This is a genomic window from Kocuria salina, assembly GCF_013368965.1.
GTDB lineage: Bacteria > Actinomycetota > Actinomycetes > Actinomycetales > Micrococcaceae > Kocuria > Kocuria rosea.
Window position 1 is genome coordinate 274,574 of record NZ_SSSF01000001.1, and the last position, 12,905, is coordinate 287,478.

The following is a 12,905-nucleotide window of genomic DNA, read 5'->3' on the forward strand; positions in this document are numbered from 1 at the left end:
GCCCCGCCGCCCGGAGGCCGTGCGCGGCGCTCGCGCCGGGGGACGGTGGCCACGCCGCGACCGCGGTCAGGGCCACCGTCCCGCGGGCGGGGATCACGGCCGCGCGAGCGCGTCCGGGACCGGCTCCCGCCCGGCGGGCACCGCGGCCGGCCGGGCCGGGGGCCGCGGCACCGCCCGCTCCACCACCGTGGCGTCCCCGCCGCCGGGCGCGTCCGGCGAGGGGTCGTTGACCTCGCGCTCCAGGCGCTCGGTCTCCGGGGTGCGGGTGAGCAGCCGCCGGACCAGGTTCGCGATCATCAACAGGATGACGAAGGAGAACGGGAAGGCCCCGATGATGGTGCCGGTCTGCACCGTGTCCACCACCGCGGTGCCGCCGAGCGTGAGCAGCGTGACCGCCACGGCGGCGATGCTGGCCACGAGCACCACGCGGAAGAGGGGCCCGGCCCTCCGCGGCGCGGAGACGAACTCGGCCAGGGCGTGGGCGCCGGAGTCCAGGGAGGTGACGTAGTAGGTGGCGACGAGCACGGTGGCGACCACGAGCAGCAGCGAGCCGACGACGGGCACGGACTCCAGCATGACGAACAGTCCGCTGGACGTGTCCGCCGCGACCGCCGCGGAGATGCCGCGGTCGCTGCGGTCGTCATAGTGCAGCGCCGCCGAGCCGATCACGCCGATCCACGCCATCACGATCAGGGAGGGGACCACCGTGACGCCGATGACGAACTCACGGATGGTGCGCCCCCGGGAGATGCGGGCGATGAAGCCGGCGACGAACGGGCTGAAGGCGATGACCCAGCACCAGATGAACACGGTCCACCAGCCGTTCCAGCTGTCCTGCCAGGTGGCGATGTCCTGGCCCGCGGTCCCCGCGTCGGTCCAGAAGCTCATCGGCAGGAAGTTGGTGAAGAAGGAGCCGAAGGTCTGCGTGATGTTGGAGATGAGGAAGATCGTGGGGCCGAAGACGAACACGGCCACGAGCAGCACGATGCTCAGCACCGAGTTGAGCTCGCTGATCCGCTTCATGCCCTTGTTGATGCCGAAGAACGCGGAGACGGCGGTGAGCCCGCCCAGGCCCAGGATCACCAGCAGCCAGACGCCCGAGCTCGGCGAGAGCCCCGTGAAGGACGCGAGTCCCGAGCTGAACTGCATGGCGGCGAAGCCGAAGGACGTGGCCAGGCCCAGGACGGTGGCGATGATGGCCAGCAGCTCCACGACCACGCCGGCCCCGCGCTGCGACCACTTCGGCAGGATGTCGACCGTGGCCTCGCGGAAGGTGAGGGTCTTGCCGAGGTTGTGGTGGGAGTAGGCGAGGCAGACGGCCACCACGCAGTACATGGCCCAGGCCGTCAGGCCCCAGTGGAAGTAGGACCACACCATGGCGCCCTCGGCCGCGCCGTCCTGTCCCGCGGGCACGACGGGGTTGTCGTCCCGGAGCAGGATGGGCTCGGCGACCGACCAGAAGATGAGGCCGATGCCCTGTCCGCAGGCGAAGAGCATCGAGTACCAGGCGAACTTGCCGTGCTCCGGGCGGGCCTCCGGGCCGCCGAGGCGGATCGAGCCGACGCGGCTGACGACCAGCCACACGCACACGGCGACCGCCACGAGCGAGTACAGGATGAACAGCCACGTGAAGTTCCCGGTCACGAAGGTGCGCGCCGTGGAGATGGCCTCGGCGGCGCCGCCCGGGTCCATGGTCACCACCACCAGCACGGCGATGATGAGCAGGGGCGGGAGGACCGTGATGACGAGCCGGTCCAGGGCCGGCAGGTGCCGCCCCCGGAACCGCGGCACGGTCACGGCCTCGGTGGCGGCCGCCGCGGAGGCGTGTGACTTCTTCATGTGTTTCTCACTTCCCGAACTCGCTGGTGACCGCCCGGACGATGCCGGTGCGGACGGTGGAGAGCAGCAGTTCGCCGCGCTGGGCGGTCGCGCCTGCTGGAGAGGAGAGGCACCCGGAGCTCGGGGTGCGAGCGGGGTCCTCGGGGAAAACGTCGTAGGGGGCCAGGTCAGCGGGGGGATGGTCGGGGGCCCGGGACATGTCGACCTTCTCGGGGTGCAGGTGGAGCATCAGCGAGGTCTCGAGGACGCCTCCGTGCTCGATGTCCCAGCCGAGGAAGCCGTCGGGGAAGACGGCCGCCAGGGTCTGCTCGTCGACGAAGTCCCAGTACGAGAGCAGCAGGGCCCGGCTGTCGTCGAGGCCGCCGGCCCGGGCCTCGCGCACCGCGAGGTCGAGTCCTTCGTAGAGGAACTGGTAGTTCTCGAAGTGGCCGTTGACCACCGCGATCCGGCGGACGCCGTGGCGGAAGAACTCCAGGACCACGTCCTTCGTCTGTGCGATGAGGGCCTGGGCCGAGAGACTGGTGGTGCCGGCGCGGTGGTTGCCGCCCCCGGAGCGGGGCTGGGACTTGTAGCCGTAGCAGAAGGCCGGCGCCACCAGGGCGTCGAGGTCCTCCGCCGCAGCCAGGGAGATGGCGCGGGAGAGCATGGCGTCCACGCCCAGCGGCATGTGCGGCCCGTGCTGCTCCGTGGCCCCGGTGGGGATGAGCACCAGCCCCTGACCGGTGGCCACGTACTCCTGGTAGCTGTGGGCGTCGAGGTCTTCGAGCGAACGGGTGGTGACCACCGTGGTCCTTCCGTGCAGTGGATGTGGCGGTGCCGCGGGGTGCGGCTGCGGCAGAGGAGCTGCCGGGGAGGACGGCGGCGGCGCACCGGGGCGCCGCCGCCGTCGTCGTCGTTCCGCGCCTAGGCGGACACGATGTTGTGCTCGGGGCCGTACGGGAACTTGGTGATGTTCTCCGCGCCGTCCTCGCCGACGACGAGGATGTCGTGCTCGCGGTAGCCCCCGGCGCCCGGCTCGCCCTCCGGGACCGTGATCATCGGCTCCATGGACACGACCATGCCCGGCTCCAGCACGGTGTCGATGTCCTCGCGCAGCTCCAGGCCGGCCTCGCGGCCGTAGTAGTGGCTGAGCACGCCGAAGGAGTGGCCGTAGCCGAAGGTGCGGTTGGCGAGCAGGCCGTGGGAGATGAAGATCTCGTTGAGCTCCGCGGCGATGTCCTTGCACACCGCGCCCGGCTTGATCAGCTCGAGGCCGCGCTCGTGGACCTCGACGTTGATCTCCCACAGCTCGCGCGAGCGGGCGTCCGGCTCGCCGAGGAACAGGGTGCGCTCCAGGGCGGTGTAGTAGCCCGACGTCATCGGGAAGCAGTTCAGGGACAGGATGTCTCCGCGCTGCAGCTTGCGGGTGGTGGCCCAGTTGTGGGCGCCGTCGGTGTTGATCCCGGACTGGAACCACACCCAGGTGTCGCGGACCTCGCGGTGCGGGAAGGTGCGGGCGATCTCGTGGACCATCGCCTCGGTGCCGATGAGCGCGACCTCGTACTCGGTGATGCCCTCGCGGATCGCCGCGCGGATGGCCTCGCCGCCGAGGTCGCCGATGCGCGCGCCGTGCTTGATGACCTCGATCTCCTCGGCGGACTTGATCATGCGCTGGCGCATGGCGTCCTGGGAGACGTCGGTGAGCTCCGCGCCTTCGAAGGCGGCCTGGATGCGCCGGCGGGTCAGAAGCGGCAGGGCGTCGTCCTCGACGCCGATCCGCCGGGCCTGCACACCGCGCCGGCGCAGGGCCTCCTGGAGGCCGTAGTAGAAGTTGTCGCGCCGCCAGTCGGTGTAGACGATGTTGTCGCCGTAGCTGGTGCGCCACGGCATGCCGGCGTCGATGTTGGCGGTGACCGTGACGGAGTCCTCGGCGGTGACGACGAGGGCGTAGTTGCGCCCGAACGTGGTGTAGAGGAAGTCCGAGTAGTACTTGATGCCGTGGTAGCTGGTGAGGATGACGGCGTCGAGCTGCTGCTCCGCCATGATCCGCCGCAGGCCGTCCAGCCGGCGCTCGAACTCGGCGTCGGAGAAGGTCAGCTGCTCCTTCTGCCCGTTGTGCAGGGTCTTCAGACGCTCGAGCTCGGCGACGGAGGCAGCGGGGGCGGTGATGGGCGAGGTGGTCATGGTCGTCCTTTCGTGGGTGCTCCTGGTGGCACGGAGCGGATCCGTGCCGAACGGCCTGGGAGCCGGGGAAGAGGAGTGCCTCTTGGCGCAAGTGCGTTGCTGTCAATGCAACAGCGTTGCCTCAATGTAGGGAGTGATCCAGCTCACCGTCAATGGCCGTGACGTTAATTCGTGTTACTGCGAGGTTAAACCCGGTCACACAGGGAGACATTCAGCCGCCCGTGGTGCGGCGGCGACGCATCGAAGTTGTGATCAGCGCAACAATTGGCCGCTCAGAGGACCCGCCGCACCTGCTCCTCGAAGTCGCGGATGTGCTCGAGCATGATCGTGGCGGCCTCGTCACCCCTGCCCTCCAGCACCGCGGTGAGCAGGGCCGTGTGCACGGAGATGTGCTCCTGCAGCTGCGGGATCCGGTCGGCGGCCACGCACCAGATGCGGGTGGCGAGGTTGCCGTAGCGCGTCAGGGTCGTCTCCAGGTGCGCGTTGCCGGCGGCGGCGTACACGGCCCGATGGATGGCCACGTCCCAGCGGAGGGTGTCCTCGCGGTCCTCGGCGGCCGGCTCCTCGAGCTGCTCCCGCAGCCGCTCCAGCCGTTCGCGGGCGGCACCCCCGCGCCGCGCGGCGGCCAGACGGGCCGCCAGCGGCTCCAGCACCTCGCGCACCTGGGAGATCTCGGACAGGGCCGTGATGTCCACCGTGGTCGCGAACGTCCCCCGGCGCGGATAGGTCACCACGAGGTGCTCCGACTCCAGCCGTTTGAGCGCCTCGCGCAGCGGAGTGCGCCCCACGCCCAGGTCCTCGCTCAGGCGGGCCTCGTTGAGCGGGCTTCCGGGCGGGATGTCGAGCAGGATCAACCGGTCCTGCAGCCGGAGGAAGGCCTGGTCGGCCAGGGACCGGCCGCCCGCCGCGGTCTCGTCGGTGTGCTGCAGCATGCGGGCCCTTCCTGCGGCGTGTGTGACGGGGCCCGAGCGCCGGATGACGACGGGGCGGGACGTCATGCTTGACCCGCCGTGCCCCTCGTCACATACTAGGCCTGAACAACTGATATATCAGTTGCACACAGAAAACTTCCCAGGAGGGCACATGACCGTGCACGAGGACCACTCCCTGTACCAGCCGCTGGCCGAGAGCGACCCCGAGGTCGCCGCGGCCGTCGACGCCGAGCTGCGGCGCCAGCAGTCCACGCTGGAGATGATCGCCTCCGAGAACTTCGCGCCCTCGGCGGTCATGGAGGCCCAGGGCTCGGTGCTCACGAACAAGTACGCCGAGGGCTACCCCGGCCGGCGCTACTACGGCGGCTGCGAGCACGTGGACGTGATCGAGCAGCTGGCGATCGACCGCCTCAAGGCCCTGTTCGGCGCCGAGCACGCCAACGTCCAGCCGCACTCCGGGGCGCAGGCCAACGCCGCGGCCATGTCCGCGCTGCTCCAGCCCGGCGACACCATCCTGGGTCTGGACCTCGCCCACGGCGGGCACCTGACGCACGGGATGAAGCTCAACTTCTCCGGCAAGCTCTACCAGGTCGCCGCCTACGGGGTCTCCGAGGACGACCACCGGGTCGACATGGACGAGGTCGCCCGGCTCGCCCGCGAGCACCGCCCGCAGCTCATCATCGCCGGCTGGTCCGCCTACACGAGGCAGCTGGACTTCGCCGCGTTCCGCGCGATCGCCGACGAGGTCGGGGCGTACCTGATGGTCGACATGGCGCACTTCGCCGGGCTCGTCGCCGCCGGGCTGCACCCCAACCCGGTGCCCCACGCCGACGTGGTGACCTCCACGACGCACAAGACGCTCGGCGGCCCGCGCGGCGGGGTGATCCTGTGCAAGCAGGAGCACGCGAAGAAGATCAACTCCGCGGTCTTCCCCGGTCAGCAGGGCGGCCCCCTGGAGCACGTGATCGCCGCCAAGGCCGTGGCCTTCAAGCACGCCGCGGCCGAGGAGTTCACCGACCGCCAGGTGCGCACCCTGGAGGGCGCGAAGATCCTGGCCACCCGGCTGCTGTCCCCGGACGTCATGGCCACCGGGATCAACCTGGTCAGCGGCGGCACCGACGTGCACCTGGTGCTGGTGGACCTGCGGAACTCCGAGCTCGACGGACAGCAGGGCGAGGACCGGCTGCACCGCATCGGGATCACGGTCAACCGCAACGCCGTGCCCTTCGACCCCCGCCCGCCGATGGTCTCCTCCGGTCTGCGGATCGGCACCCCGGCCCTGGCCACCCGCGGCTTCGGGGCCGAGGAGTTCACGGAGGTGGCCGACATCATCGCTCAGGCGCTGATCCAGGAGCTGACCGACGAGCTCGTCGAGCAGCTGCGCGATCGCGTGACCGCCCTGGCCGAGCGGTTCCCGCTCTACCCGAACCTGTCCGCCCCCGCCCTGAACGGAGCCTTCTGATGGCCGACCTGCTGCCGGAGCACCCGGACTTCCTGTGGCGCAACCCGGACCCGAAGTCCTCCTACGACGCCGTGATCGTCGGCGGCGGCGGACACGGGCTGGCGACCGCCTACTACCTGGCCAAGAACCACGGCATGACCAACATCGCCGTGCTGGAGCGGGGCTGGCTGGCCGGCGGGAACATGGCCCGCAACACCACGATCATCCGCTCCAACTACCTGTGGGACGAGTCCGCGGCGATGTACGAGCACTCCCTGAAGCTCTGGGAGATCCTGCCCGAGGAGCTGGAGTACGACTTCCTGTTCTCCCAGCGCGGCGTGATGAACCTGGCGCACACCCTGGGGGACGTCCGCGAGTCGATGCGCCGGGTCAACGCGAACAAGCTCAACGGCATCGACGCGGAGTGGATCAGCCCGGAGCAGGTCAAGGAGCTGTGCCCGATCATCAACATCGGGGACGACATCCGCTACCCGGTGATGGGGGCGACCTACCAGCCGCGCGCGGGCATCGCCAAGCACGACCACGTGGCCTGGGCCTTCGCCCGCAAGTGCGACGAGATGGGCGTGGACATCATCCAGAACTGCGAGGTCACCGGCTTCGTCAAGGACGGCGACCGGGTGGTGGCCGTGGAGACGTCCCGCGGGCGGATCAACGCCGGCAAGGTCGGGCTCTGCGGGGCCGGGCACTCCTCGGTCCTGGCGGAGCTCGCCGGGTTCCGGCTGCCGATCCAGTCCCACCCGCTGCAGGCCCTGGTCTCGGAGCTGCACGAGCCCGTGCACCCGACCGTGGTGATGTCCAACCACGTGCACGTCTACGTCTCCCAGGCCCACAAGGGCGAGCTGGTCATGGGCGCCGGCGTGGACGCCTACAACGGCTACGGCCAGCGCGGCGCCTTCCACGTCATCGAGGAGCAGATGGCGGCAGCGGTGGAGCTCTTCCCGATCTTCGCCCGCGCCCACGTCCTGCGCACGTGGGGCGGCATCGTCGACGTCACCCTGGACGCCTCCCCGATCGTCTCCAAGACGCCCGTGGACCAGATGTACGTCAACTGCGGCTGGGGGACCGGCGGGTTCAAGGGAACCCCCGGCGCCGGCTACTCCTTCGCCCACACCATCGCCCACGACGAGCCCCACCCCCTCAACGAGCCCTTCGCCCTGGAGCGGTTCGAGACCGGGGTCCTCATCGACGAGCACGGCGCCGCCGCCGTGGCCCACTAGGAGGCCGGAACACCATGCTGCTGATCGAGTGCCCCAACTGCGGGCCGCGCGACGAGACCGAATACCAGTACGGCGGGGAGGCGCACGTGCCCTACCCCGAGGACCCCAGCCGGCTCTCCGACAAGGAGTGGGCGGAGTACCTCTTCTACCGCAACAACCCCAAGGGTCTGATCGCGGAACGGTGGGCCCACGCCGTCGGCTGCCGCCGCTGGTTCAACGTCGTCCGCGACACCGTGACCTACGACATCAAGGCCGTCTACAGGATCGACGAGCCCAAGCCCGAGATCGGAGGCGTCAAGTGAGCGCGCAGACCCACCGCCTGCCGGCGCAGCAGAGTGCGCCCGGCAGCATCGACCGCACCACGCCGGTGCGCTTCACCGTCGACGGGCAGGAGCACACCGGGTACGCCGGCGACACCCTGGCCTCGGCCCTGCTCGCCGCCGGGCGCATCCACTGCGGCGACTCGATGTACCTGGGCCGTCCGCGCGGGATCGTGTCCGCCGGGGTGGAGGAGCCCAACGCGCTGGTCAAGGTCGCCGCGCGCACGGAGGCCGACGTCGACGAGTCCATGCTCCCGGCCACCACGGTCGAGCTGACCGACGGTCTGCAGGCGTCCTACCTGCGCGGTCTCGGACAGCTCGACCCCCGCAAGGACGAGGCCGTCTACGACCACAAGCACGTGCACACCGACGTCCTCGTCGTCGGCGCCGGCCCCGCCGGGCTGGCCGCGGCCCGGGAGGCCGCGAAGTCAGGGGCCCGGGTCATCCTCATGGACGAGCAGCCGGAGGCCGGAGGCTCCCTGCTGTCGGGCCGCGACGACGTCGTCGACGGCCTGCCCGCCCGCGACTGGGTCGCCCGCACCCTCACCGCCCTGGAGGCCGAGCCCGAGGTCACTGTCCTGCACCGCACCACGGCGTTCGGCAACTACGACGCCAACTACGTCGTCGCCGTCCAGCGGCGCACCGGCCACCTCGCCGAGGCCCCGGGTCCCGGCGTGTCGCGGGAGCGGATCTGGCACGTGCGGGCGCAGCAGATCGTGCTCGCCACCGGCGCGCACGAGCGGCCGGTCGTCTTCGCCAACAACGACCGCCCCGGCATCATGCTCGCCGGATCGGTGCGCACCTACCTCAACCGCTACGCCGTCGCCGCCGGCACGTCGGTGGTCGTGGCCACCACGAACGACTCCGCCTACGACCTCGTGGCCGACCTCGCCGCCGCCGGGGTCCGTGTCGCGGCCGTGGTCGACTCCCGCCCGGATCTCCACGGCCGGGCCGCCGACATCGCCGCCGCCACCGGGGTTCGCCTGATCACCGGCAGCGCCGTGGTGGACACCGCCGGCGACGGCGAGCACGGGCGGATCAGCGCCGTGACGATCGGCGGGATCGACGGCTCCGGCGCGCTGACCGGCCCCACCACCACCGTGGACACGGATCTGCTCGCCGTCTCGGGCGGGTGGACCCCGGTGGTCCACCTGCACAGCCAGCGGCAGGGCAAGCTGACCTGGGACGAGCGCCTCGCGGCGTTCGTGCCGGGCGCCCCCGTGCGGGACCAGCACACCGCGGGCTCGGTCAACGGCACCACCGACCTGGCGTGGTGCCTCACCGAGGGGGCCCTCGCCGGGGCCGAGGCCGCCGGCCGGGCCGGCTTCGAGACCCAGCCCGAGACCCCGCACGCGGAGAGCGTCGAGTCCTCGCCCGTCCGCCCGCTGTGGCTGGTGCCCGGGCCCGAGGGCGCGTCCGCCGGCTGGAGCCGCCACTTCGTCGACTTCCAGCGCGACCAGACGGTCGCGGACGTGCTGCGCTCCACCGGCGCCGGCATGCGGTCCGTGGAGCACGTCAAGCGCTACACCTCCATCTCGACCGCCAACGACCAGGGCAAGACCTCCGGGGTCAACGCCATCGGCGTCATCGCCGCGGCGCTGAACAGCACCGACGTCGGCGGGATCGGCACCACCACCTACCGCGCCCCCTACACCCCGGTGGCCTTCACGGCCCTGGCCGGACGACGGCTCGGCCACCTGTTCGACCCGGCGCGGCTGACCTCGGTCCACCCCTGGCACGTGGCCCACGGGGCCCTGTTCGAGGACGTCGGGCAGTGGAAGCGGCCCTGGTACTACCCGCAGGCCGGGGAGGACATGGACACGGCGGTGCTGCGCGAGTGCGCGGCCGTGCGCGGGTCCGTGGGGTTCATGGACGCCACCACCCTGGGCAAGATCGAGATCCGGGGCAAGGACGCCGGGGAGTTCCTCAACCGCGTCTACACCAACGCCTTCAAGAAGCTCAAGCCCGGCATGGGCCGGTACGGGGTCATGTGCACCCCCGACGGGATGGTCTTCGACGACGGCGTGACCCTGCGCCTGGACGAGGACCGGTACTTCATGACCACCACCACCGGTGGCGCGGCCAAGGTCCTGGACTGGCTCGAGGAGTGGTCCCAGACCGAGTGGCCGGAGCTCGACGTCACCTTCACCTCGGTCACGGAGCAGTACACCACCGTCGCCGTCGTGGGCCCGAAGTCCCGGGCCGTCGTCGAGAAGCTCGCCCCCGAGCTGGACCTGTCCAACGAGGCGTTCCCGTTCATGGCATTCCGCGAGACCGTCCTGGCCTCCGGGGTGCCCGCACGGATCTGCCGGATCTCCTTCTCCGGGGAGCTGGCCTTCGAGATCAACGTCTCCTCCTGGTACGGCCTGTCGGTCTGGGAGTCCGTCGCGGAGGCCGGCGCCGAGTACGGCATCACCCCCTACGGCACCGAGACCATGCACGTGCTGCGCGCGGAGAAGGCCTTCCCCATCGTGGGCCAGGACACCGACGGCACGGTCACCCCGCAGGACCTGGGGATGGAGTGGGTGGTGTCCAAGACCAAGGACTTCATCGGCAGGCGCTCCTACGACCGCCCGTCCGCCACCAGCCCGGACCGCAAGCAGCTGGTCGCGGTCCTGCCGGTGGACCGGACGTTCCGGCTGCCGGAGGGCGCCCAGCTGGTGGACCACGGCACGCCCATCACCCCGGAGGTCGCCCCCGTGCCCATGGTCGGCCACGTCACCTCCAGCTACCGCAGCGCCGCCCTGGACCGGACCTTCGGGCTCGCCCTGGTGGAGAACGGCCGCAACCGCATCGGTGAGACGCTCCAGGCCCCGCTCGACGGGCGGCTCGTGGACGTCGTCATCGCAGAACCCGTGCTCTACGACCCCGAAGGGAACCGCCGTGATGGCTGAGCAGCTCCTGACCGACACCACCGCCCTGCGCCGCAGTCCCCTCGCCCACCTCGCGCAGCAGATGCACGAGCAGACCGTGCCGGGCGAGCGGGGCGTGGCCCTGCGCGAGATCCCGTTCCTGACCATGGTCGGGATCCGGGTGGCGCCCGGCACTCCGGCCGCCGAGGCGGTCGCCGCCGCGGCCGGGATGCCCCTGCCGACCGGCCACGGCCGGGTCACCGGCACCGCCGGGGCCACGGCGATCCTGTGGATCGGGCCCGACGAGTTCCTGCTCGTCGGCCCCGAGGGCGTGGGGCCCGCGGAGATCGGCCCTGCGGGGAGCGACCTCCGAGCGGCGGGCACCGACGACGCCGGCACCGCAGCCGGGCTGGCCGGGGCCCTGGGCACCGAGCCCGGGCAGGCCGTGGACCTGTCCGCCAACCGCACCACCCTCGAGCTGTCCGGGCCCTCGGCCCGCGCGGTGCTCGAGAAGAGCTGCCACCTGGACCTGCACCCGCGGGCCTTCGCGGTCGGCACCGCCGTGGCCACGACCCTGGGCCCGGTGCAGGTGCTGCTGTGGCGCACGGAGGAGCTGACGTGGCGGATCATGCCGCGGGCCTCCTTCGCCGAGTACACCGCCCGGTGGCTGCTGGACGGCATGACGGAGTTCGCCTCTCCCGAGGTGCCCTGATGGCGCTGTCCGCCCTGGACCTGTTCTCCGTCGGCATCGGCCCCTCCTCGTCCCACACGGTGGGCCCCATGCGGGCCGCCCGGCTGTTCGCGGACGGGCTGGCCGGGGCCGGTCTCCTCGAGGGAGTCGCCAGGGTCCGGGCCGAGCTGTTCGGCTCGCTCGGCGCCACCGGTCACGGGCACGGCTCGGACAAGGCCGTGATCCTGGGGCTGCAGGGCGAGGATCCGGAGACCGTGGACACCGACACGGCGGACGACCAGGTGCGGACGAGCACGGAGCGCGGGCAGCTGTGCCTGGCGGGGGTCCGGCCGATCCCCTTCGACCGCGCCGAGGACGTCGTCATGCACCGGCGCAGGTCGCTGCCCGCGCACCCCAACGGCATGACGTTCGCAGCCTTCGGGGCGGACGGCGAGCCGGTGCGGGAGCGGACCTACTACTCGGTGGGCGGCGGGTTCGTGGTGGACGGGGACGTGTCCGGGGCGGACCGCATCGTCCAGGACACCACGGAGGTGCCGTACCCGTTCACCACCGGCCGGCAGCTCCTGGAGCACTGCCGGCGGGAGGGGACCTCGATCGCCGGGATCATGCTCGCCAACGAGCTGTCCTGGCGCAGCGAGGAGCAGCTCCGCTCGAGCCTGCTGCGCCTCTGGGCCGTCATGCAGGAGTGCGTGGAGAACGGGTGCACGCGCACGGAGGCCCGGCTGCCCGGCGGGCTGAAGGTCCGCCGCCGGGCGCCGGGCCTGCGGGCGCGGCTGCGCGAGGCCGAGGCGGCCGCCGACGCGTGTGCCGTCCGGCCGGCGTCCGATCCGCTGCAGGCCATGGAGTGGATCAACCTCTACGCCCTGGCGGTCAACGAGGAGAACGCCTCCGGCGGGCGGATCGTCACCGCCCCGACCAACGGGGCGGCGGGCATCATCCCCGCCGTGCTGCACTACTACGACCGGTTCGTCGCCGGGGCGGACGAGGACGGCGTGGTGGAGTTCCTGCTGACGGCGGCGGCCGTCGGCATCCTGATCAAGGAGAACGCCTCCATCTCCGGCGCGGAGATGGGCTGCCAGGGCGAGGTGGGCTCGGCCTGCTCCATGGCCGCCGCGGGCCTGTGCGCGGTGCTGGGCGGCACGCCGGAGCAGGTCGAGAACGCCGCCGAGGTCGGCATGGAGCACAACCTCGGGCTGACCTGCGACCCCGTGGGCGGGCTCGTGCAGATCCCGTGCATCGAGCGCAACGCGATCGCCTCCGTCAAGGCCATCAACGCCGCACGCCTGGCCCTCCAGGGCGACGGCGAGCACACGGTCTCGCTCGACCAGGTCATCAAGACCATGCGCGAGACCGGCAACGACATGAAGATCAAGTACAAGGAGACCTCCCGTGGTGGACTGGCCGTCAACGTCATCGAATGCTGAGCAGC

10 protein-coding genes are annotated in these 12,905 nt (G+C 71.4%); 6 read left to right on the forward strand and 4 right to left on the reverse strand.

Translation table 11 applies throughout. The features are described 5' to 3' along the window. Positions 1–93: 93 nt before the first annotated feature. The 4 genes from E7Z53_RS01250 to E7Z53_RS01265 form a co-directional block, all read right to left on the reverse strand. Positions 94–1,839 carry a BCCT family transporter gene (locus E7Z53_RS01250; protein WP_176336982.1) on the reverse strand — a complete coding sequence of 582 codons (1,746 nt, stop codon included), beginning with the start codon at positions 1,837–1,839 and terminating at the stop codon, positions 94–96. Positions 1,840–1,846: 7 nt separating this feature from the next. Then, positions 1,847–2,623, reverse strand: coding sequence for a creatininase (locus E7Z53_RS01255; protein WP_126346647.1), 777 nt, complete (start codon positions 2,621–2,623; stop codon positions 1,847–1,849). Between the two features lie 119 nt (positions 2,624–2,742). After that, the gene (locus tag E7Z53_RS01260; RefSeq protein WP_035923474.1) at positions 2,743–4,002 is read right to left on the reverse strand and encodes a M24 family metallopeptidase; all 1,260 of its coding nucleotides are present in this window, start codon (positions 4,000–4,002) and stop codon (positions 2,743–2,745) included. A gap of 272 nt (positions 4,003–4,274) precedes the next feature. Then, positions 4,275–4,934 (reverse strand): GntR family transcriptional regulator, encoded by a 660-nt coding sequence (locus E7Z53_RS01265; protein ID WP_017833536.1) that lies wholly within the window; start codon positions 4,932–4,934, stop codon positions 4,275–4,277. 151 nt (positions 4,935–5,085) lie between these two features. On the opposite strand from E7Z53_RS01265, the gene glyA reads away from it, so the two are divergent. Genes glyA through E7Z53_RS01295 form a run of 6 tightly spaced genes read left to right on the forward strand, consistent with a single transcriptional unit; the run spans position 5,086 to position 12,900 of the window. After that, the gene (glyA, locus tag E7Z53_RS01270; RefSeq protein ID WP_017833537.1) at positions 5,086–6,396 is read left to right on the forward strand and encodes a serine hydroxymethyltransferase; all 1,311 of its coding nucleotides are present in this window, start codon (positions 5,086–5,088) and stop codon (positions 6,394–6,396) included. Further along, complete coding sequence (locus tag E7Z53_RS01275; protein WP_109221426.1) at positions 6,396–7,613, forward strand: sarcosine oxidase subunit beta family protein; 1,218 nt, start codon at positions 6,396–6,398, stop codon at positions 7,611–7,613. The genes glyA and E7Z53_RS01275 overlap by 1 nt, the downstream gene beginning before the upstream one ends. Before the next feature lie 14 nt (positions 7,614–7,627). Then, positions 7,628–7,915: a sarcosine oxidase subunit delta gene (locus tag E7Z53_RS01280; RefSeq protein WP_017833539.1), complete on the forward strand. Its 288-nt coding sequence runs from the start codon at positions 7,628–7,630 to the stop codon at positions 7,913–7,915. Further along, positions 7,912–10,827 (forward strand): sarcosine oxidase subunit alpha family protein, encoded by a 2,916-nt coding sequence (locus tag E7Z53_RS01285; RefSeq protein ID WP_176336983.1) that lies wholly within the window; start codon positions 7,912–7,914, stop codon positions 10,825–10,827. Before E7Z53_RS01280 ends, E7Z53_RS01285 begins: the two co-directional genes overlap by 4 nt. Beyond that, positions 10,820–11,497, forward strand: a complete 678-nt coding sequence (locus E7Z53_RS01290; protein ID WP_035923481.1) for a sarcosine oxidase subunit gamma — start codon at positions 10,820–10,822, stop codon at positions 11,495–11,497. Before E7Z53_RS01285 ends, E7Z53_RS01290 begins: the two co-directional genes overlap by 8 nt. Beyond that, positions 11,497–12,900 (forward strand): L-serine ammonia-lyase, encoded by a 1,404-nt coding sequence (locus E7Z53_RS01295; RefSeq protein ID WP_109268381.1) that lies wholly within the window; start codon positions 11,497–11,499, stop codon positions 12,898–12,900. The genes E7Z53_RS01290 and E7Z53_RS01295 overlap by 1 nt, the downstream gene beginning before the upstream one ends. Positions 12,901–12,905: the final 5 nt, after the last annotated feature.